Source organism: Arenibacter aquaticus (assembly GCF_003957295.1).
Taxonomy (GTDB): Bacteria; Bacteroidota; Bacteroidia; order Flavobacteriales; family Flavobacteriaceae; genus Arenibacter; species Arenibacter aquaticus.
Window position 1 is genome coordinate 30,636 of record NZ_RQPJ01000015.1, and the last position, 22,031, is coordinate 52,666.

General features: G+C 39.6%; 23 protein-coding genes and 1 pseudogene. 16 read left to right on the plus strand and 8 right to left on the minus strand.

The window, feature by feature from the left end; translation table 11 throughout:
- The first annotated feature begins 7 nt into the window (after window positions 1-7).
- The 8 genes from EHW67_RS15110 to EHW67_RS20875 all read left to right on the plus strand — a co-directional run bounded on the left by EHW67_RS15110 (window position 8) and on the right by EHW67_RS20875 (window position 5,911).
- Window positions 8-637, plus strand: coding sequence for an anthranilate synthase component II (locus tag EHW67_RS15110; protein ID WP_126163225.1), 630 nt, complete (start codon window positions 8-10; stop codon window positions 635-637).
- A gap of 114 nt (window positions 638-751) precedes the next feature.
- Window positions 752-1,744 carry an anthranilate phosphoribosyltransferase gene (gene trpD, locus EHW67_RS15115; protein ID WP_126163226.1) on the plus strand — a complete coding sequence of 331 codons (993 nt, stop codon included), beginning with the start codon at window positions 752-754 and terminating at the stop codon, window positions 1,742-1,744.
- Between the two features lie 44 nt (window positions 1,745-1,788).
- A complete protein-coding gene (gene trpC / locus EHW67_RS15120) occupies window positions 1,789-2,580 on the plus strand; it encodes an indole-3-glycerol phosphate synthase TrpC (protein ID WP_126163227.1) in 792 nt (263 codons plus the stop codon).
- Between the two features lie 80 nt (window positions 2,581-2,660).
- A complete protein-coding gene (locus tag EHW67_RS15125; RefSeq protein ID WP_126163228.1) occupies window positions 2,661-3,359 on the plus strand; it encodes a phosphoribosylanthranilate isomerase in 699 nt (232 codons plus the stop codon).
- Between the two features lie 65 nt (window positions 3,360-3,424).
- Window positions 3,425-4,606: a tryptophan synthase subunit beta gene (gene trpB, locus EHW67_RS15130; RefSeq protein WP_126163229.1), complete on the plus strand. Its 1,182-nt coding sequence runs from the start codon at window positions 3,425-3,427 to the stop codon at window positions 4,604-4,606.
- Between the two features lie 47 nt (window positions 4,607-4,653).
- Window positions 4,654-5,421 (plus strand): tryptophan synthase subunit alpha, encoded by a 768-nt coding sequence (gene trpA / locus EHW67_RS15135; protein ID WP_126163230.1) that lies wholly within the window; start codon window positions 4,654-4,656, stop codon window positions 5,419-5,421.
- A gap of 2 nt (window positions 5,422-5,423) precedes the next feature.
- A complete protein-coding gene (locus EHW67_RS15140; RefSeq protein WP_126163231.1) occupies window positions 5,424-5,639 on the plus strand; it encodes a hypothetical protein in 216 nt (71 codons plus the stop codon).
- A gap of 137 nt (window positions 5,640-5,776) precedes the next feature.
- A complete protein-coding gene (locus EHW67_RS20875) occupies window positions 5,777-5,911 on the plus strand; it encodes a hypothetical protein (RefSeq protein WP_262707170.1) in 135 nt (44 codons plus the stop codon).
- A 49-nt stretch (window positions 5,912-5,960) separates the two neighbouring features.
- Here EHW67_RS20875 and EHW67_RS15145 read toward each other — a convergent pair whose 3' ends face one another.
- Window positions 5,961-6,680: a uracil-DNA glycosylase family protein gene (locus tag EHW67_RS15145; protein WP_126163232.1), complete on the minus strand. Its 720-nt coding sequence runs from the start codon at window positions 6,678-6,680 to the stop codon at window positions 5,961-5,963.
- An 88-nt stretch (window positions 6,681-6,768) separates the two neighbouring features.
- Window positions 6,769-10,221 (minus strand): pyruvate carboxylase, encoded by a 3,453-nt coding sequence (locus EHW67_RS15150; RefSeq protein ID WP_126163233.1) that lies wholly within the window; start codon window positions 10,219-10,221, stop codon window positions 6,769-6,771.
- A gap of 201 nt (window positions 10,222-10,422) precedes the next feature.
- On the opposite strand from EHW67_RS15150, the gene EHW67_RS15155 reads away from it, so the two are divergent.
- Entirely contained in the window at window positions 10,423-10,551 is a 129-nt protein-coding gene (locus EHW67_RS15155; RefSeq protein WP_126163234.1) for a 30S ribosomal protein THX, read from the plus strand.
- Between the two features lie 21 nt (window positions 10,552-10,572).
- On the opposite strand, the gene EHW67_RS15160 is transcribed toward EHW67_RS15155, so the two are convergent.
- The 4 genes from EHW67_RS15160 to EHW67_RS15175 all read right to left on the minus strand — a co-directional run bounded on the left by EHW67_RS15160 (window position 10,573) and on the right by EHW67_RS15175 (window position 13,547).
- The gene (locus tag EHW67_RS15160; protein WP_126163235.1) at window positions 10,573-10,935 is read right to left on the minus strand and encodes a hypothetical protein; all 363 of its coding nucleotides are present in this window, start codon (window positions 10,933-10,935) and stop codon (window positions 10,573-10,575) included.
- 133 nt (window positions 10,936-11,068) lie between these two features.
- Window positions 11,069-11,830, minus strand: coding sequence for a peroxide stress protein YaaA (gene yaaA / locus EHW67_RS15165; protein WP_126163236.1), 762 nt, complete (start codon window positions 11,828-11,830; stop codon window positions 11,069-11,071).
- A gap of 95 nt (window positions 11,831-11,925) precedes the next feature.
- Entirely contained in the window at window positions 11,926-12,957 is a 1,032-nt protein-coding gene (locus tag EHW67_RS15170) for an RluA family pseudouridine synthase (protein ID WP_126163237.1), read from the minus strand.
- Window positions 12,958-12,959: 2 nt separating this feature from the next.
- Window positions 12,960-13,547, minus strand: coding sequence for a PASTA domain-containing protein (locus EHW67_RS15175; protein ID WP_126163238.1), 588 nt, complete (start codon window positions 13,545-13,547; stop codon window positions 12,960-12,962).
- Between the two features lie 169 nt (window positions 13,548-13,716).
- Here EHW67_RS15175 and EHW67_RS15180 point away from each other — a divergent pair, with 169 nt between their 5' ends.
- The 5 genes and pseudogenes from EHW67_RS15180 to EHW67_RS15200 all read left to right on the plus strand — a co-directional run bounded on the left by EHW67_RS15180 (window position 13,717) and on the right by EHW67_RS15200 (window position 19,610).
- On the plus strand, window positions 13,717-14,706 hold the full coding sequence (locus EHW67_RS15180; protein ID WP_126163239.1) for a D-alanine--D-alanine ligase: 990 nt from the start codon (window positions 13,717-13,719) through the stop codon (window positions 14,704-14,706).
- A gap of 100 nt (window positions 14,707-14,806) precedes the next feature.
- A complete protein-coding gene (coaD, locus tag EHW67_RS15185) occupies window positions 14,807-15,265 on the plus strand; it encodes a pantetheine-phosphate adenylyltransferase (protein ID WP_126163240.1) in 459 nt (152 codons plus the stop codon).
- Window positions 15,266-15,481: 216 nt separating this feature from the next.
- Window positions 15,482-17,332, plus strand: coding sequence for a PAS domain-containing sensor histidine kinase (locus EHW67_RS15190; protein WP_126163241.1), 1,851 nt, complete (start codon window positions 15,482-15,484; stop codon window positions 17,330-17,332).
- Window positions 17,319-17,729 (plus strand): response regulator, encoded by a 411-nt coding sequence (locus EHW67_RS15195; protein ID WP_126163242.1) that lies wholly within the window; start codon window positions 17,319-17,321, stop codon window positions 17,727-17,729. The genes EHW67_RS15190 and EHW67_RS15195 overlap by 14 nt, the downstream gene beginning before the upstream one ends.
- Before the next feature lie 136 nt (window positions 17,730-17,865).
- Window positions 17,866-19,610 (plus strand): annotated as a pseudogene (locus EHW67_RS15200) (M14 family metallopeptidase).
- Window positions 19,611-19,614: 4 nt separating this feature from the next.
- Here the strand turns inward: EHW67_RS15200 and EHW67_RS15205 are convergent.
- Window positions 19,615-20,202 (minus strand): NUDIX hydrolase, encoded by a 588-nt coding sequence (locus EHW67_RS15205; protein WP_126163243.1) that lies wholly within the window; start codon window positions 20,200-20,202, stop codon window positions 19,615-19,617.
- Window positions 20,203-20,209: 7 nt separating this feature from the next.
- Here EHW67_RS15205 and pyrE point away from each other — a divergent pair, with 7 nt between their 5' ends.
- Together pyrE and EHW67_RS15215 are read left to right on the plus strand one after the other, a co-directional pair.
- Window positions 20,210-20,851, plus strand: coding sequence for an orotate phosphoribosyltransferase (gene pyrE, locus EHW67_RS15210; protein ID WP_126163244.1), 642 nt, complete (start codon window positions 20,210-20,212; stop codon window positions 20,849-20,851).
- A 4-nt stretch (window positions 20,852-20,855) separates the two neighbouring features.
- Window positions 20,856-21,248, plus strand: coding sequence for an SRPBCC family protein (locus EHW67_RS15215; protein ID WP_126163245.1), 393 nt, complete (start codon window positions 20,856-20,858; stop codon window positions 21,246-21,248).
- 21 nt (window positions 21,249-21,269) lie between these two features.
- Here the strand turns inward: EHW67_RS15215 and EHW67_RS15220 are convergent, their stop codons facing one another.
- The gene (locus EHW67_RS15220; RefSeq protein WP_126163246.1) at window positions 21,270-21,998 is read right to left on the minus strand and encodes a biotin--[acetyl-CoA-carboxylase] ligase; all 729 of its coding nucleotides are present in this window, start codon (window positions 21,996-21,998) and stop codon (window positions 21,270-21,272) included.
- Window positions 21,999-22,031: the final 33 nt, after the last annotated feature.

Sequence of the window (22,031 nt, forward strand, 5' to 3'; positions counted from 1 at the left end):
TACCGAAATGACAAAAAATACAGATAAAGGAACAAATAGCAATGCCCTAGCTGAAGAAAAAGGAGCTGGACAGGGACAATCTATTTTGGTAATAGACAATTACGATAGTTTTACTTATAACTTGGTGCATTATTTGGAAGACTTGGACAGCCAAGTTACCGTTAAAAGAAACGACCAACTACGCCTAGAGGAAATAGAAGGTTTTAATAAAATTGTACTCTCCCCAGGTCCCGGCATCCCCGATGAGGCCGGACTATTAAAAGAAATCATCGCCATGTATGCCCCCACCAAAAGTATTTTTGGTGTTTGCCTAGGACAACAGGCCATTGCCGAAGTGTTCGGAGGCACCTTGGTCAACATAGACCAAGTTTACCACGGAATAGCGACCAAAATAGACATTATAAAGGAGGACACGCTGTTTCAGGGAATGCCCAAAACCATAGAGGTTGGCCGATACCATTCCTGGGTGGTAAATCCAGACCTTCCAGAAGTTTTGGAAGCAACGTCCTTGGACGGGAACGGACAGGTAATGTCTTTAAGACATAAGACCTATGACGTTTGTGCTGTACAATTTCATCCAGAATCGGTATTGACCCCTTATGGCAAGAAAATGTTGGAAAACTGGCTAAACAATTAAAAACCAATACAAAAAAACTAAAAAAATAATCTTGAACCATACGCAAAGAAAAAAATTGCCTAAAATAAAAGGATACCAGTACCCCACTCTAGTATCAAAACATCTAGTAAAAAAATGAAAAATATTCTAAACAAACTGATCAATCACGATGTGCTTCCTAAAGAAGACGCCAAACAGGTATTGGTCAATATTGCCAAAGGAGATTATAACACCAGTCAGATAGCCGCCTTTCTAACGGTATATATGATGCGTAGCGTCACCATAGAGGAATTGGAAGGGTTCAGGGATGCCCTTTTAGACCTTTGCCTAGGGGTAGATCTGTCCCAATACAACCCTATAGACCTTTGTGGTACCGGCGGGGATGGCAAGGACACCTTTAATATCTCTACCTTGGCAAGTTTTGTAACAGCGGGCGCAGGCGTAAAAGTTACCAAGCACGGCAACTACGGGGTATCGTCCAAGTGTGGCAGTAGTAACGTAATGGAGTTTCTTGGCATTAAATTTAGTAATGATGCAGGGTTTCTGGAGAAATGTATAGACCAAGCCGGAATTTGTGTGCTACATGCCCCTTTATTTCATCCAGCCATGAAAAATGTAGCTCCAATCCGCAGGGAACTAGGGGTAAAAACCTTTTTTAATATGTTGGGCCCCATGGTAAATCCGGCATTTCCAAAAAATCAAATGGTTGGGGTATTTAATTTAGAACTGGCTAGAATGTACGGATATCTGTATCAAAAGACGGATAAGAACTTTACAGTTTTACATGCCTTGGACGGATATGATGAAATTTCCTTGACCGGAGACACCAAAACCATCACCAACAGCTCCGAAGGTATGCTTAAACCATCCGATTTTGGCGTGGATACCGTACTGCAATCAGACATCGTAGGTGGTGATAGCATACAAGAATCGGCCCAGATATTTCTGAACGTTTTGCAGGGTAAAGGTTCTACCCATCAGAATAATGTGGTATGTGCCAATGCCGGTATAGCTATCGCTACCGTGAAAGGGCTGAGTCCACGGGAAGGATTTGAGGAGGCCAAGGCTTCCTTGCAGGGTGGTAAAGGGTTGGCGGCCCTAAAAAAACTACAGGCACTAAGTGAATAATAAAACAAATAAAAAACGCCCTTTAATAGGGCTTGTTTGTACAAATGAATATACTGGACAGGATAGTAATAGATAAACGAAAGGAGGTCGATTTAAAAAAATCGATTATTCCCGCTTCACAATTGGAAACTTCGGTCTTGTTTAACAGACCCACCATTTCTTTAGCGAATAGACTAAGGGAGAGCAGTTCTGGCATTATTGCCGAACACAAGCGTAGATCTCCTTCCAAAGCGGTCATTAACCAGAAGAACAGTGTTTCGGAGGTAGCAAAAGGGTATGAAAGTGCCGGGGCAGCGGGCATGTCGGTCTTGACAGATGGAAAATATTTTGGAGGCTCATTGGACGACCTTCTATTGGCAAGGGCCAGCGTACAAATGCCCTTGCTCCGCAAGGAGTTCATAATAGATGAGTATCAATTGTTGGAAGCCAAAGCATATGGCGCAGATGTTATTCTTTTAATTGCCGCCATATTAACCAAATCTGAAATAAAGGCCTTGTCAGAGTTTGCCAAAGGATTAAATTTGGAAGTGCTATTGGAGGTCCACAATGAAGAAGAGCTTCGTAAAGCTATCATGCCCAGCTTGGATATGCTGGGAGTGAACAATAGAAATTTAAAATCTTTTGAGGTAAGTTTGGAGACCAGTAAGAATTTGTCCAAGTTAATTCCTAACGATTTTATAAAAGTTTCTGAGAGTGGTATTAGCTCTACCCAGGCTATAAAGGAATTAAGACCCTATGGTTATCAAGGCTTTTTAATAGGGGAAAATTTTATGAAAACAGAACATCCGGGGGAAAGCGCCCTACAATTTATAAATGAACTTGCCCCAAAACCATAGGGAATATAATGTACCCTGTACCAAAAGTTCTAGTCACGTATCACAAAAGAGCCAATACCGGAACCTATAAATAATGAATTATGAACAGTAATGACGAAGATAGCCAAGAGCCACTGCCCATTCCTCCTAAAAAGAGCAGGGTTAAACTCAAGGTATGCGGAATGAAACTGAACACCTTTGAAGTGGCAGACCTAAATCCGGACTATCTGGGTTTTATTTTCTGGGAACCCTCCAAACGCTATTTTGAAGGGGATATCCCCAAGTTTTCCAAGGCCATAAACAAGGTAGGTGTTTTTGTAGACGCTCCTTTGCACCAAGTCCTGGAAAAAATAGACAGGCATGAGCTACAAGCAGTACAGTTGCATGGCCAGGAAACGCCTGAATTCTGTAATCAGTTGAGACTTTCCCGGTTAACAAGACCGGAAGGGGTCAGGTCTGCGGTTAAGATTATCAAGGTCTTCTCCATTAAGGACGATTTTGATTTTAGGAGCCTTATACCCTACGAAACGGTCTGTGATTACTATTTGTTTGACACCAAAGGTAAATTACCTGGCGGCAATGGCTATACCTTTAGCTGGGAAGTACTAAAAGGCTACCCCTCCCAAAAGCCCTATTTTTTAAGTGGTGGCATAGGCTTGGATGAAGTAGCTAAAATAAAGGATTTTCTACAAAGACCAGAGTCCAAATATTGTCACGCCATTGATGTGAACAGCAAATTTGAAAAAGAACCGGGGTTAAAGAAAGTAGATGAGTTAAAAGAGTTTATCAATAAAATATAACAATGTTGCTGTTTTGAGAGTTGCTTTTGTAGGCTCAAAACAAAATACCATACAATGCTTTTAAAATGAATTATAACGTAGACGACAAAGGATATTACGGGGAATTTGGAGGTGCTTTTATTCCAGAGATGCTCTACCCCAACGTAGAGAACCTAAGACAGCAATATCTAAAAATAATGGCCGAACCTTCTTTTAAAGAGGAGTTTGATCAATTATTAAAAGACTATGTTGGCAGGCCTTCTCCCTTATATTTTGCAAAACGGCTATCCCAAGAGTATAATACGAAGATATACCTAAAACGGGAAGACCTCAATCATACAGGCGCCCACAAGGTTAATAATACCATTGGACAAATATTAATGGCCAAACGATTGGGCAAATCGCGTATTATAGCAGAAACCGGTGCCGGACAGCACGGTGTAGCTACCGCTACGGTTTGTGCCCTGATGGGTATGGAGTGCATTGTATATATGGGAGAAATAGATATTGCCAGACAGGCGCCGAACGTTGCGCGTATGAAAATGCTTGGGGCAGAGGTGAGACCCGCATTATCTGGCAGCAAAACCCTAAAAGACGCTACCAATGAAGCCATAAGGGACTGGATCAACAATCCGGTAGACACCCATTACATTATAGGCTCGGCAATAGGTCCCCACCCTTATCCAGATATGGTAACAAGATTCCAATCTGTTATTTCTGAGGAAATAAAATGGCAGTTGAAGGAAAAGGAGGGCAAGGAAAATCCCGACTATGTAATAGCCTGTGTGGGTGGTGGCAGTAACGCTGCAGGCACCTATTATCATTTTTTACACGAAGAGGAAGTAGGCATTATTGCCGTGGAAGCCGCAGGAAAAGGTGTGGATAGTGGTGAAAGTGCTGCAACTTCCGTATTGGGAAAAATGGGGATTATCCACGGATGTAAAACCCTATTGATGCAAACAGCGGACGGACAAATTACAGAACCCTATTCTATTTCGGCAGGATTGGACTACCCTGGCGTTGGCCCAATGCATGCCCATTTGTACAAAACTGGCAGGGCTGAGTTTATTCCGGTAACAGATGACCAAGCCATGCAGGCAGGAATGGTGCTATCCAAATTGGAAGGTATTATTCCCGCTATTGAATCTTCCCATGCCTTCGCCGTTTTGGATACCAAAAAGTTTAAGCCGGAAGATGTAGTAGTCATTAATCTGTCTGGGCGTGGCGATAAGGATTTAAACACCTATATAGAATATTTTAAGTTATAGACCTTTTTATTTACCAACCCCTTAAGGGATAGAATAATAAAAGTACAATGAACAGAATACATCAAAAACTACAGGAGAATAAAAAACTATTATCCATATACTTTACTGCCGGGTACCCCTCTTTGAACGATACGGCCAAAACCATTAAAGAGCTTGAGGAAAATGGTGTAGACATGATAGAAATTGGGCTGCCCTTTAGTGATCCTTTGGCTGACGGCCCTACTATCCAGGCCAGTTCTACCCAGGCACTTAAAAACGGAATGACCACAGAGTTATTATTCCAACAATTAGGGGATATACGTGAATTGGTTTCCATACCCCTAATAATAATGGGCTATTTTAACCCTATATTGCAGTTTGGCGTGGAGAAGTTTTGCCAAAAATGTCAAGAAGTAGGAGTTGACGGCCTTATCCTTCCAGATCTACCACTAGATGTCTACCAGGACCAGTATGAACCCATACTGAAAAAATATGGACTTGTAAATATTTTTCTGATCACCCCACAGACCAGTGACGAACGGATACTACAAATTGATGCTGCTTCAGATGGTTTTATCTACATGGTAAGTTCGGCGAGCGTTACAGGTTCCCAAGAAGGGTTTGGTAACCAGCAGGAAAACTACTTTAAGCGTATAGCCAACATGAATTTAAAAAACCCGCAGATCGTAGGTTTTGGTATAAGCAACGCCGAAACCTTTCAACAAGCCACCAAAACGGCAAAAGGCGCCATAATAGGCTCTGCCTTTATAAAGCATTTAAGCAAAAATGGAACGGATACCATTGGTGATTTTGTAAAGGGAATTCTTAAAAATTAATAATGGAACTCATTAATAACTGGAAGGTAGTACTGCTTCTCTGTCTCGCCTTGGGATTAGCCCCCTATTTCCCCGAACCCCATATTTTGGGCAAAATAAAATGGATATTGGGCGGTGCCACAGGAATGAAACCTATGGATTGGTTTGATGTAGTCCTGCATGGTTTTCCCTTTGTACTTTTAATTAGACTGGTACTAATAAGAATCTTGAATAAGTAATTATTGGAACTGACCACCAACCCAAAAAACTCCGCCTTAACATCCCATAACAAAGGTTTAATGGTTCTTTAACGGAATTTCTCCCTACTTTTTATTAGGTTATTTACGAACCTTAAAACTTAAATATTATGGGAATTATGAATGATAAGAGAAAGTTTAAAAGAAAAGTAGAACAGTCCAATCCAACTAATCCAAGTGGTAACACCAATATAGACAATAATACCTTTGATATTGACGAGGATACTATTAAGGATCAAAAAAACAAATATTGATCCAGGTACTTAGCGCTACTTCGGGAATACCGAAGCTTATTGAAAAGGGCTAGAAATATTTTTTATACTGCAGAACCCTGTAATCAATGGTATTGATTTCAGGGTTCTGCTTTTTCATTTTCTTGTAATCTTCCAAACTTCCTACAGCTCTATTGGCTGCCCCTGAAGGCGCCGTCAAGGAAACAGTTTTTATATTACGTTCTTCCAAGTAATAACCGGAATCTTGATTGCCTGGCCCATAGATTAAACCCGGAGATGGAAGTGTAAAGTAATGGACACGTGGAACCTGGCTATTAACCACTTTTAAGTTAAGATTAAATTGCCGTAGGTATTTTCTAAAGAGGTATTCGGGTCCATTTTTACTGTTTCCGCCAGTGAACAAAAGAGTGTCTATACTGGAATACTCGTATAGGTAGGCAAACATATTCCTCATAACAATATGTTCCAGACCCGGGTCCGAAGCATCAATCTTGGACCGCTGCGCACTTTTAACGATATCGCATATACCAATTCTTCGTTGTCTTAAGAAATCTGTCCGCTGTTTAATGGCTTTCTCTGTAGTCTCAAAGGATAAGTTTAATCCAAATATCCTATCTAAAATAGGCCATAATTGGCCATCCCTACTTCCGTAGCAAAAATCAACATCCCCATCCTTTAATTCGCCAGTAGTAAATCTGGGTGGCGGCAAGGTACCCACAATACACTTAGTGGCCTCCCTAAATAAAAAGGGTTCATAGGGATGAATATGATGGAAGACTGTTTGTGACATTCGGATACAACAATAAGTCAGAGTGCTTTTACCAACACCTCCTCCATTTTACCAATAAAACGATACATTTAAAAAAGCTACAAAGAACTTACTTCAGCACCAAAACCAAATCTTCAGAATTTACTAGGGACCCACTGGATAAATGTACCTTATCTACAATTCCCTCTTCAGATGCCGTAACGGTTGTTTCCATTTTCATGGCTTCGATAACAAATAACGGCTGGTTTTTTTTCACCTCTTGATTTTTCTTTACCAAAACATTGGACAATAAGCCTTGCAGGGGTGCCCCTACCTGTTTGGGGTTGGAAGTATCCACCTTTACATTTTCCTGCTTGTTTACCTTAACCGAATTATCTTTGATGATAACATTCCTCAACTGTCCGTTCACCTTAAAGTAAATACTAACATTTCCGGCATCATCGGGCTCTCCTTTGAGCATAAGGGATACCAGAATATTTTTCCCCTTATCTAGTTCAACAAGGATTTCTTCGCCAATTTCCATACCATAAAAGAAATTCTTGGTAGGGATATTCATGACATTACCGTATTTCACATGCTTATTATAGGCTTCTGTAAATACCTTAGGATATAGTTTATAGGATAGGAAATCTGTTATAAGTAATTCCCTTCCCATTCCTGATTTGAATTTTCTTTTAAAAGCTTTGAACTCCTTATCAAAGTCTATAGGCTCCATATGGGCATTGGGCCTATCGGTATATCCTACCTCATCTTTGAGGACAATTTTCTGGATCTTGGAAGGAAAACCGCCTACTGGTTGCCCCAGATCACCTTTAAAGAAACCTATAACCGATTGTGGAAAGGAGATGCCCTCCCCTCTTTCCATTACATCTTCGGCCGTAAGTCCGTTACTGATCATATACTGCGCCATATCGCCCACAACTTTGGAACTAGGCGTCACCTTAACAATATCCCCGAAGAGTTTATTTACTTCCCCGTACATTTTTGTCACTTCTGGGAATTTATCCTCTAAGCCCAAGGCAATTGCCTGTCCCTTTAAATTGGAATACTGCCCCCCTGGGATTTCATGCTTGTACACCTCTCCTGTACCTGATTTTAATCCAGATTCAAAGGTGTAATAGTAATTACGAACCGTTTCCCAATAATTGGAATACTCCGCCAATTTATCGGTATTCAGTATATTTTCCCGTTCATTGAAACGCAGCATCTCCACAACCGAATTAAAGTTGGGCTGTGACGTTAGTCCGGACAATCCGCCCAATGCAACATCTACCACATCAACTCCGGCCTCAATAGCCTTTAAATACATGGCCGCCTGGGTAGAGGAGGTATCATGGGTATGCAAGTGAATTGGGATATTAATCTCCGATTTTAAGGCCGATATCAACTCATAGGCCGCATAGGGCTTTAATAGTCCCGCCATATCCTTTACCCCTAAAATATGTGCCCCGGCATTTTCTATGTCTTTGGCCAATTGCACATAATACTTTAGGTCGTACTTAGATTTGCTAGGATCCAAAATATCCCCGGTGTAGCAAATGGAACCCTCTGCCAAACCAGCGGTTTTGGTCCGTACATATTCTATACAGGGCGCAAGCGACTTCATCCAGTTGAGGGAATCAAAAATTCGAAAAACATCAACCCCGGACTTCCAGGATTCCTCCACAAAACGCTGTATTAAATTATCTGGATATGCTGTGTACCCCACACCATTGGACCCTCTAATTAGCATTTGCAACAAAACATTGGGCATTGCCTTGCGCAATAATTCCAACCGTTCCCATGGGTTCTCCTGCAAAAACCTAAGACAAACGTCAAAAGTAGCTCCACCCCAAACTTCCATACTAAATATCTCTGGATGGTTCTTGGCATAACCCTCTGCTACCTTTAGCATGTCTACAGTTCTCATCCGTGTAGCCAACAAACTCTGATGGGCATCACGCATGGTGGTGTCCGTAAAATGGATTTTCTTTTCCTTTAACAACCATTGGGAAAATTTCTCAGGTCCCATTTCGGTCAATAAGTCTTTGGTCCCCTTTGGATAAGGGTCCATTTTCGGAAAATCTGGCACCTGCGGTTTGGAAAAGATATGCCCCGGGTCTATTTTTTTCACATCCGGGTTGCCGTTTACAATTGTTTCCCCCAAAAATGTAACCAGTTTATTGGCACGGTTTCGCGGTTCCACAAATTGAAACAACTCGGGCTCGTTCTTGATAAAATTCACGGTAACCTTCCCTTCCCTAAAAGTTGGGTGCTTCAAAATATTATCCAAGAAGGCCATATTGGTCTTTACTCCCCTGATCCTAAATTCGGCCAGGGCCCTTCTCATTTTACGACAAGATCCATCCAATGTCCTACTAATAGCAGACACCTTGACCAACATGGAGTCAAAAAAGGGCGAAATGGCCACTCCCTGGTAAATGCTTCCCGCATCTAACCGTATTCCAAGACCAGAGGCGCTTCTATAGGTTGTAACCACCCCGTAATCTGGTTTAAAGTCATTCCCGGGATCTTCCGTTGTTATCCTACACTGTAAGGCATAGCCGGTAACAACAATAGAATCCTGGTTCTGTATCTTAATTTGTTTATCGGAAAGTTTATACCCCCCGGCAATGAACAACTGAGCCTTCACCAAGTCTATATTGGTGATCATTTCGGTCACCGTATGTTCTACTTGAATCCTTGGGTTTACCTCAATAAAATAAATACTGCCATCGTCATCAACCAAAAATTCTACGGTTCCTATATTATTATAGTCCACAGCTCGACATATATCTATAGCGTATCGATATAGATTATCCTTAGTTGCCTGTGGTAGTCCTATAGAGGGAGCAAACTCTATTACCTTTTGGTACCTTCTTTGAACGGAACAGTCGCGCTCAAATAGGTGTACAATATTGCCATGGGTATCGGCAACAATCTGAATTTCTATATGCTTGGGGTTCTCCACATATTTCTCCAGAAACACCGTATCATCACCAAAGGCATTCAAGGATTCGCGTTTTGCTTCGGGAAACCCTTTTTTTAATTCCTCTTCGGTACGAATGACCCGCATACCACGCCCCCCACCTCCGGAGGCCGCCTTTAGCATTAACGGATAACCAATTTCCTCTGCTTCGGAAAGAGCTATATCAATATTGGTCAAATCCTTATCACTACTCCTGATAATAGGTACATTATTGTCTACAGCAACATTCTTTGCCGTTATCTTATCCCCTAATGCTTTTAGAACAGCTACTTTGGGACCAACAAAAATAATCCCATTGTCCTCACATTTCTGGGCAAATTGGGCATTTTCAGACAAGAAGCCATAGCCTGGGTGAATAGCATCTACCTCATTGTCCTTTGCTACTTTTATAAGGGCATCAATATCCAAATATGGTTTTAATGGTTCATGATCCCCCCCAATCTGATAACTTTCATCGGCCTTATAACGATGCAGGGAATACCGGTCCTCATAGGTGTACACACCTACTGTCTTAAGTCCTATCTCTACACAAGCCCTGAATATACGAATGGCTATCTCTCCCCTATTTGCTACTAATACCTTTTTAATTTTCACCCTTTAAAGTTTTAGAATTGCTCTGTTAGTACTATTTTACAAACATAGTATATTAGACCTAGGGTGACAATATGTTAAAAGCATATCTTTCAAAAAAAATGTTATAAATCAATATTTTAAACAACAAACAATACCCTGCGTTAGAAACTTGACAATAAAGGATTATTATTCTAACTTTAAAAAAAGATAAAAACAAGACACATGGGAAAAGGAGATAAAAAATCGAAAAGAGGAAAAATCATCAATGGAACTTACGGAACAAGGCGTAAGCGAAAAATTAAAAAGAGACCAACGGTAGAGGAAAAAATACTGCCCGGAAAGAAAAAATAGGTATAAAAAACTGAGCTGTGCTTAGTCGACCACAAAATTAAGTTGCACCGTGCCTTCTTCCGAGATATTGAGTTCATAGGTATAAAATCCCAAAGACAACGGGCTTTCCCCAACAAAATCTATGGGTTGCAAAATGTAGGTATCTTCGCCCGCATTTATCCGAACATAAGAATAGGCATAGGCCGTTTCATATTCCAAATATCCAGAATATTCATCGGGCCCAACATTGTTATGCAGCTTATCCTCTTCCCCTACTTGCACCGTATCATAGGTAATACTGCTTATATTCTTGATCCTGATCTGCACCCCACCCAGCTCATCGTCCCTATCCGAACAAGCTGCAGTAAACAATACTAGTAGTATCAAAAATGTTAAATGTTTCATATAAAACCCCTTTATAGTTTAGCCCGTATTACCAACAACGATATTTCCTCAAAAATATTCTAATGGTATAGCCCCAAATGCAAAAATTGGTTTTAAACAGTGGAGATATTTTTTGTTCCCCTTTATGTAACAACTATCTAATGAATACCGGCTGGTTTTCCTTTACGGTGTGCTCCTGACTAAACATATAACCTTCTAGCTGAAATTCCTTAATATCTTCCACACTTTGGGCTCCGGAATCCACTATATAACGAACCATTAGGCCTCTTGCTTTTTTAGCAAAAAAGCTAATAACCTTTAAGTTATCATTTTTCCAATCCTTGAATACGGGGGATATTACAGGTACTTTAAGCTTTTTCTCATCTATAGCCTTGAAATATTCGTTACTGGCCAAATTTATAAAAAGCTCACCATCTTCCAGTTCGGAATTCAATTGATCCGTGAGTTGTTTTTTCCAGAATTCATACAAATTTTTGTTTCGTCCTATTTTTAATTGGGTACCCATTTCCAGCCTATAGGGCTGTATTAGATCCAAAGGCCTTAAAACTCCATATAAACCGGAAAGAATCCTTAAGGACTGTTGCAGGTTTTCCAATTTAGCCGGAGAGATAGAGTAGGCATCCAAACCTTGGTAAACATCTCCATTAAAAGCATAAACGGCCTGTCTGGCGTCCTCTGGTGTGAAAGGAAGGGAAAATTCCTGGTTCCTCTCCCAATTTAATTGCGCCAGATTATCGGAAATCCCCATTAACTCTGACAAAGCTTTCGGTTTTTTCTTGGATAAGACCTTATTGATCCGTTCTGCTTCTTTTAAAAAAAAAGGCTGAGAGAATTCGTCCGTCGGCAATTTACTTTCAAAATCCAATGACTTTGCAGGGGATATCACTATTTTCATGCTATGTATATTTTTTAATGAGGTAAAAATAATTCGCGCTATCCAAATTACCTAACCCTATAAAATCTTGTTATTTATAACGATATAAATGAAACCTATTCTGACTGACTGTTCTTGGCATATTGTTTCCACTTCTCAATGCAGTTTGCCATGTCCTCTGGTACTTCGGAATCGAACCTTAACAGCTTTCCAGAAACGGGGTGTACAAATCCCAAGGTTTTGGCATGAAGTGCCTGCCTAGGTAGAATTTTGAAGGCGTTGTCCACAAATTGCTTGTATTTGGTAAAAGTAGTCCCCTTTAGCACTCTATCGCCACCATATCGTTCATCGTTAAAGAGAGTATGACCAATATGCTTTAGATGTACCCTTATCTGATGGGTCCTACCTGTTTCCAGTTTACAGGAAAGCAGGGTTACGTACCCCAGACGTTCCAACACCCTATAATGGGTCACTGCCTCTTTTCCTTGTTCCCCATCTGGAAAAACCTGCATCTGCAACCTATTTTTTGGATTGCGGCCAATATGGCCTTCAATGGTACCGGAATCTTCCTCCATATTCCCCCAGACCAAGGCTATATACTCCCTTTCACTGGTCTTATCAAAAAACTGTTTCGCCAAATGGGTCATGGCCGCTTCGGTTTTGGCCACTACCAAAAGGCCAGAGGTATCTTTATCTATCCTATGCACCAGACCAGGGCGCTCATTACTGTTCTTGGGCAAATTATCTATATGGTACAAAAGGGCATTTATCAAGGTTCCCGAATAGTTGCCGTGTCCGGGGTGTACTACCATACCAGCAGGTTTGTTCACCACCAAGAGCACCTCATCTTCATAAACAATATCCAAGGGAATATTTTCGGGTGTCAGCAAAAGTTCATGAGGGGGATGGGCAAACATTACACGAATGTGGTCACCGGCCTTAACTTTGTAATTTTGTTTTACAATTGCCCCGTTGACCCATACGTTGCCATCCTTTGCTGCCTGCTGAATTTTATTTCTAGTGGCATTTTCAATGAAATTCATTAAAAACTTATCTACCCGTAAAGGCTCCTGTCCTTTGGAGGCTGTAAAACTATGATGCTCAAAAAGATCCTCTTCACTCAAATCAAACTCGTCCCTTGCTTCCATATTTATTCTGAATCTGCCTTTATTTCGGACCTTGAGGTAATATTTCCATTACCACACACCAATTCTATTTTAGATGTTTTGGGCAGCTTGTCCCCTGGAGAAATATACTTTCCTTTGTGTTTTATATTGTAAACCATGTCCTTCCCCAATTCATCCACATAGGTTACCCGTTCTACTTCCAGACCAACCGCTTTTAGCATGGAGGTGGCATTCCTTTGTGTTACCTGTATAATATTGGGTATGGTTACCTTTTTATAACCTGAAGGGTTAACAGTAATATATATCTTTCTACTTTCCTTTACCTTACTGCCTGCGGCCGGGGTTTGATCTATAATGCTAAACCTGGGATAAGAAGGGTTATAATTGGCAGAATCCAAAACCTCATAACGCAGTTTGGCCTTGTCTATGACACTCCGCATCTCGGTAACGGACATTTTGGCCAGATCGGGAACTTCAACGAAGGTGCCATGGTTGGTTGTATTCTTCAACCATTGCATGGTAGCAACTACCAAAACAATGCTTACTATCAATGCCAATAACAACTGTATCAAAAAAGTCTTACTTCCTAAAAATTTAAAAAAATTTCGCATAGTATAATTTCTTGTGGGGCAAAGATAGAAAACCGGAAGCTTTTTTCTTTACTTTGAATGAATGATATTTGTTACATGGTTTTCCCATCAAAAATAAACAGACCAATACCTAATAGAAATTGCCGCTTACACTTTTAATACAGGCAGCACTAAAATTAAGACCATAGAAATGAAAAAGAACATTGCGATTATAATGGGCGGCTACTCCAGTGAATACAAGATTTCACTAAAAAGCGGTAGTGTGGTGTACGACTATTTGGACAAGGAGAAATTTAACGCCTTCCCCATACACATTTACAAAGACCGATGGGTTTATGTAGATAGCAACCAAAAGGAGCATAAAATAAATAAGGACAATTTCACTGTAAAAGTGGCCAATGAGACAGTGGCATTCCACTGCGTTTTTAACGCCATACACGGCACCCCCGGTGAAGACGGACTCATGCAGGCTTACTTTGAGCTTTTGGGAATTCCGCAAACCTCCTGTAATTACTATCAGGCCGCGCTCACTTTTAACAAAAGGGATTTACTTAGTGTCTTAAAACCCTATGGCATTAAATCGGCCCCCTCCTTTTACATGAATTTAGGCGACATATTTGATGCAGACCAAATAATAGAAACAGTAGGTTTGCCCTGTTTTGTAAAAGCCAACAAGGCGGGAAGTAGTTTTGGAATCAGCAAGGTTTACAAAAAAGAAGACCTTCCCAAAGCCATAGAAAATGCATTTAAGGAAGACGATGAAATACTGATTGAATCTTTTTTGGAAGGCACGGAGGTTTCCGTAGGAGTAATAACCTATAAGGGCAAAACCAAGGTATTACCCATTACGGAAATTGTAACCGACAATGATTTTTTTGATTACGAAGCTAAATACCAAGGTAAATCCCAGGAAATTACACCGGCAAGATTAACAGCAGTGCAACAACAAAAGGTTATTGAGTCGGCAAAAAAGGCCTACGAAGTGCTTAAAATGAAAGGGTTTTCCAGAAGTGAGTTTATTTTTTTAGACGATGAGCCCTTTATGCTGGAAATGAACACCACCCCTGGGCTAACCAAAGAGAGCATCCTTCCCCAACAGGCAAACAAAGCCGGAATTTCCCTTTCCCAGCTCTTTGAAAGTGCTGTGTGGGAAGCATTGGGAGAAGATTACGATATTTAACAACAAGCCCTACACATTTTATTGTGTTAGGATGCCTTTAATTACTAATTTCTGACTAAGTTTATAAAAACAGGTCTATGACAACCATATTTACATGTTAATGAAAAGACGCGCCATCTTTCCAGGTTCTTTTGACCCCCTGACCCTAGGGCATTACGACATAATACACAGAGGGATAACATTATTTGACGAACTCATTATTGCTATTGGGGTCAACACGGACAAACAATATATGTTTTCCTTGGAAGAACGCAAACGGTTTATATCCGAGGCCTTTAAGGACCAGCCACAAATAACCGTGCTTACCTACCAAGGCTTAACGGTTGATTTTTGCAAAAAAGTAAATGCCGGATTCATTTTAAGAGGACTGAGAAATCCGGCTGATTTCGAATTTGAGAAAGCCATAGCCCATACCAATAGAAAACTCTCCGAAATAGAAACGGTATTCCTCCTAACCTCCTCGGGCAAATCCTATATTAGCTCCTCTATTGTTAGGGATGTTATAAGAAATGGCGGGGATTACTCTGGCTTGGTCCCAGATTCGGTAAGACCTAAATAAATTAACATCCAACTGTTGACCTAAACTGTTCTTCCTACAACTAGGATTTATAACATTACAAAAACAACAGCAACTATGATTATTGCGAAACCATTTTCAATAGTATGGTAAAAAAAAATTCAATATTCGGCCATTACACAACTATTTTGGGACTGTTCACAACAATCTATTCGCAGAGTTAAACAATCTAGGTACTATTGTAGGAAAATGCAACGGATGATAAAGAACACCCCCATCTTATCCAATGAGTTCCTGATAAAACAGTTACCAATATCTACTGTTTTCATAAATCGGGAATCCAGAGTTGTACTTGCGTCGGACAAATGGGCCCTAGATTTCAACTTTCAAGGAAAGGATTACATCGGAAAAACCATATACGAATTGTTCAACAAAACCAGCGACAAGTGGGCCAGGATACTTGAAAGTTGCTTTGACGGTAAATTTCCAGAGCCGGAAATTGAATCTACTACTGTTCCAAATTCACGAGAGAAATGGTTTGAATGGACAAGCTCTCCTTGGTATGACGAACAAGAAAACATTATTGGGGCAATTGTACAGGCCGAAGATGTAACAGACAGGGTTTTAACCGAAATCAAACTGGAAAAACTCCAATTTCTTCAAAAAGAAACTACAGAGCACGGTAAATTAGGTACTTGGGAATACAACAAACAACAGGATAGCTTTAGCTGCTCACAAATGATAAGGACCATCATTGAGGTAGATGAAGACTTTGATTTAAATATAGATAACATTGTAGAGTTTTATAAGACCGGATATAGCAAAAACACCATATCCATGGCAATTTATAACGCTAGGGAGAAAAACATTCCTTTTAAGGAAAAATTACAGATCGTTACCGCCAATGGAAATGAAAAATGGGTCAATGTTTCTGGGATGCCCTTAATTAAAAATGGGGAATACGTGGCACTACTGGGAATTGTTCAGGATATTACGGATTATGTGCTAAAAGAACAAGAAACCAAGGATAATGAACACCTCCTTAAAACACTAATAAATAACCTACCACTACAAATTTATATCAAGGACATACAGTCTAAAAAACTGTTGGCCAACAAATCCGAATTAACATTTTTAGGATTAAAGGACGAAAATGATATCATAGGCAAGGACGACTTTGACCTTTATGATAAAGCTACCGCACAAAAATTCAGGGATGAAGATGTGGAAGTTATGATTTCGCAAATTCCAATGTTGAACAAGGAACTTAGTTGTAGAAACGCAGATGGTTCCACAACCACTTTTTTAACCTCCAAAATTCCACTAAAGGGTGAAAATGGCGAGGTTAACGGCATTGTGGGAATATCCATGGATATTTCCGAACAGAAACAAAAGGAACAGGAACTTAAAGATTTAATATCCGTAACCTCTTCCCAAAACAAAAAGTTGATTAATTTTGCCCATATTGTTTCACATAATTTAAGGTCTCACTCTGCCAATTTTGCCATGTTATTGGATTTCTTGGCCCATGAAAAAGATAAAAAGGAAAGGTCTAGAATCATGGAAATGCTATCAGAGTCTTCCAAGAACCTCATGGAAACCCTTCATAATTTAAATGATATTGTAGCCATAAACACGGAATCTAATATAATTAAACAGAAGGTGAACCTTAATACTAATATAAACAAAGTACTGAGTAAATTAAAGCCACAGCTAGACAAGAACAAGGCCACCATTATAAGTGAGATATCCAATGATGTCAACCTAAACGTTGTTCCGTCCTTCTTGTTGAACATACTGGAAAACATTGTAAGCAACGCTATAAAGTACAGAAAACCGCAGCTAGATCCTGTTATAAAATTTAGTTTGAACTATGTACAAAATTATACCGTTCTAAGTATTGAAGATAATGGATTGGGATTGGACACAAAGAAATACGGGCATAAACTATTTGGGATGTACAAAACCTTTCATGGTAACCCAGATGCAAAAGGATTAGGGCTATATATTACTAAGAATCAGATAGAGGCCATGAAGGGCAAAATAAGTGCCACTAGTAAAGTTGGCAGCGGAAGTACTTTTAACTTATACTTTAATGAAAAAAATTAATTCAATTTTCATTGTAGACGATGACCCGATAACAGTTTACGGGATTAAAAAAATACTCACCTCGGTGGCGCAATGCAATACTATTTTTGAATTTAAAAATGGTCAAGTCGCCATTGATCAGATAAGAAAATTGGTCTTGGAAAATTCGGAACTCCCCGAATTGATTTTCTTGGACATTAATATGCCCATAATGGATGGATGGGAATTTTTGGAAGATTTCATAAAACTCCCAATAAAAGAAAGTATCAATATTAATATTGTAACCTCTTCCATTGACCAGTACGACAAGGACAGGGCCGAAGATTTTAAATCCCTAACCCATCATTGCATCCAATTTAACAGCAAACCTATTAAAAGGTCCGAAATTGAAGAAATTACCGAGATAGTCTCTGTTTAATAGCCCATTTTGCCTAACTTTGGAGTTGGTTATAAATAACCAAACAGCCGCTACCAAAGCACCTAACACCAAGTAAACACTGGTTTTATAGTTTAATCAACGGCAATTTTATCTTTTAACAGCAAACTATTATAGAGTGAGGCTTCTAATAGGACTACTTCTGATACTTTGTGTATTTTCTTGTGAGACCAAGAAAAGAAAAAAAATTGAACAGATTAAAACTGTTTTCGAAAAAAGTCAAGGTCAAGAAACAGCTACCTACCTAGAGACCATTGACTTTTACATTCAACTCGCAAAGGAATTCCCAGAAATCAATATTCAAATTATTGGCAGTACAGACAGTGGTCATCCACTGCACATGGTAACCTTTAATCCTGATGCCGATTTCAACTTTCAAAAAATTGGCAGGAACAAAAATATCCTATTGATCAATAACGGGATACATCCTGGGGAGAGTGACGGTATAGATGCCACTATGCTACTTTACAGGGACCTCGCCTTAAAGAAAATAGCCCCACCAAAACATACAGTCGTTGCAACTATTCCCATCTATAATGTAGGCGGTTCCCTGAATAGAAATTCCACAACAAGGGTCAATCAGAACGGGCCCAAATCCTATGGATTTAGAGGTAATGCCAAAAATTATGACCTCAATAGGGATTTTATTAAAGTCGACACCAAAAACGCCCGCACTTTTGCCGAAATTTTTCACTTGGTAAAACCAGATATTTTTATAGACAACCATGTTAGTAATGGAGCAGACTACCAATATACCCTTACCCACTTATTTACGCAACACAACAAATTGGGAGGAGAGTTGGGCAACTACCTGCACAGAGAAATGATGCCTACTCTTGAAAAAGCCTTATTAAAGATTGATTGGGACATTACACCCTATGTAAACGTGTTTAATGCAATACCGGAAAATGGATTCACCCAATTTATGGATTACCCTAGATATTCCACCGGATACACCAGTTTGTGGAACACCCTTGGATTAATGGTTGAAACACACATGCTTAAACCTTACAAACAAAGAGTGGAAGGTGTATATGCCCTTATGACAAAAATTATTGAAATTTCTGACAGGGACTACGAAAAAATAAAGAAACTTAGGGAGCGTACATTTGAAGCCTTTTTAGAAAAACAAAACTACCCCTTGCAATGGACCATAGACAGCACCAAAACAACCACTATTAATTTTAAAGGTTATGAAGCCGAAATAATGGATAGCAAGGTAACAGGATTTCCCCGCATTAAATACGACAGGGAAAGACCCTATATAAAAGAAGTTGACTACCACAACTTTTATACCTATACCCATGAGATAGAAATTCCAAAAGCCTACATCATAAAAAAAGGTTGGGACAAGGTCATAGATTTGTTGGCCATAAACCAAATAGACTATGAAATTCTCAAGGAAGACACAACAATTGCGGTTGAGTCCTACAAAATAGACAGCTACGAAACCTATAAAAATCCATACGAGGGCCACTACCCCCATTTTAACACTAAAGTGTCAAGCACAAAAAAAAGGAAAAACTTCCAGCCGGGGATGTCATAATACCTACCAACCAAAAAGGAATGCGATACTTATTGGAGACCTTGGAACCAGAAGCCACCGATTCTTTCTTTAATTGGAATTTCTTTGATGTTATCTTACAGCGAAAAGAAGGGTTTTCCCCCTATGTCTTTGAGGAAATTGCTCTGGATATACTAACCCAAGACCCAGATCTAAGAATGGAATTTGAAGCAAAAAAAGAAGTGGACAGTACATTTTCTGCAAATTGGCACAACCAATTGGATTGGATTTACAGGCATTCAAAATACTACGAACCCCAACATATGCAATACCCGGTATACCGCGTTCTAAAAGAATAGAACCTTAGTCCTTAAAAAGGATTTTTATATTGGCATAAGAATTTTCCAGGGCTTTTTTAATTTTATCCGGCCCTTTCCATTTTACTTTTTCTATCCCTTCACTGGCCTCGCCTACCAATTCACCTTTAAAATTGGTTTTCATGGCAAACCAATGGACCTCCTTTAACTTATAGCTGCCGTTTCTTTTAAACAAGTGATATGTAGTCCTAAGAAAGTTTTCAATCTTTAGTCCCTTGACCCCTGTTTCCTCCTCTACTTCCCTCAGGGCACATTCTTCTATGGTCTCCCCTTTATCCAACTTCCCCTTGGGCAGGTCCCATTTATCATTCCTATAGATAAAAAGTACTTTGCCCTCCTTATTAGTCACAACACCACCGGCTGCAACCACCAAGGGTATTTTTTTTGAAAATTTCTTTAATATCTCCTCATGGTTGGGGTGATAAATAAAAGCCTTCTTCAATTTTTTGTTGGCCAAAGAATCTATTGCCTCATTTATGGCAGATCCATTTAACAAAAAATATTTACTATTCGCGGTATCTGATAATTTATTTGTTAAAATCAGAGGTGACTCATTAACAAAAACTTTATACATTTGCATCATGGTTTTAGATAAAGACACTGCTAAAAAAACTGCCGAGCTTCTGCTGCAAATTAATGCAATAAAGTTGGAACCTGAAAATCCATTTACATGGGCGTCAGGATGGAAATCCCCAATTTATTGTGACAATAGGATAATACTCTCATATCCAAGCATCAGAAATTTTGTTAGGGAGGAAATGGCCAAACAAGTTGAGCGCCTTTATGGCAAACCGGATGTTATTGCCGGAGTAGCCACAGGAGCTATTGGTATAGGAATGTTGGTTGCCGAATACTTGGGACTGCCATTCATATATGTAAGGCCCCAACCCAAATCTCATGGCCGGCAGAATCAAATAGAAGGCCATTTAGAGCCCAATCAAAATGTTGTGGTCATAGAAGACTTGATAAGCACAGGAAAAAGCAGCTTAAATGCCGTTGACGCCTTAAAGAGCAGCGGAGCCAACGTAAAGGGCATGATCGCCATTTTCACCTATGGGTTTTCAGTAGCCACAGAAAATTTTAACAACTACGGTATTGACCTACACACATTGAGTGATTACGAACATCTTATACAACAGGCCTCGGATACAAAATACATCCAGGACAATCAATTAAAAACCTTATTGGAGTGGAAGACAGACCCCGCTACCTGGCAATCTTAGATTTATGTATTTAGAAGCACCAAAAAAGAAAGTAAACAAAAGCAGTAAGGAAGTATTTGATTTTCTAAATGATGTAAGGAATTTTGAAACCTTAATGCCAGAGAACATAAGCAAATTTGAAGTGATCAATGAGGACCGATTCTTGTTCGCTTTAAAAGGAATGCCCGAAATAGTACTTCAAAAAAAACAGCAAACACCACACTCACAATTGATCCTAGGTGCGGCAAGCGACAAATTGCCATTTACCCTAACAGCAAACATTGCCGAATTAAATGCCAACGAAAGTGAGGTGGAACTGAGTTTTGAAGGGAAATTTAACGCTATGATGGCTATGATGGTAAAGGGCCCGATCACCAGTTTTATTGGAACACTATCAGATAACCTAACCAAAATATAGGCCAACAAATCTTAGCAGAGACTAGAACAAGAGCCTAACCTCTTTTAGATCAAACTCCTGTACAATGTCATCTTCCAGCAAGATTAAAAGTTTGCCCCCTCTGCTTACCCCTTTTATAAATCCCATAAACATTTCGCCTTCCTTATTTTTAAATGTGGAAGGCTTATCCTTTCTAAACAATAGCTCCTCATAACGTGAAAACAAATAATTTTCATCATTTATTTTTTCCTTTAGAAATACCTTGAGGTTGTCCACTATATTTTGAAGTAGCTCTTCCAAGGGCAAAGTTCTGCCCAGTAACAGTTTTAAAGAGGATACATTGGGCAGATTGGAGAACACCAATTGATTTACATTTAACCCAATTCCAATAATAGAAGCCTGAATTTGTTGTCCGGACAAAATATTTTCTATGAGAATTCCACAAATCTTAGAATGGCCTGACATAATGTCGTTAGGCCATTTTATCTTTAAATCAGGCACTTGCAGTTTTAACAATGTGTCATAAATAGCCAATGACACAGCCATGTTCAACAGAAATTGTGATGCAACCCCAAGGCCTTCTGATTTACTTAAAACACTGAATGTAAGGTTTTTACCAGGATCCGAAATCCAGCTTGTACCCATTTGCCCCCGTCCCTTTAGCTGTTCATGGGCCATCACAACGGTAAAATCTTCCAGGCTACCCGTAAGCAACAGCTCTTTTAAATAAGCGTTTGTGGAGTCCGTGGCATTAAGTTTGATTAATTGCATTTACAATCTTATGATTATTATATAATCTATTGT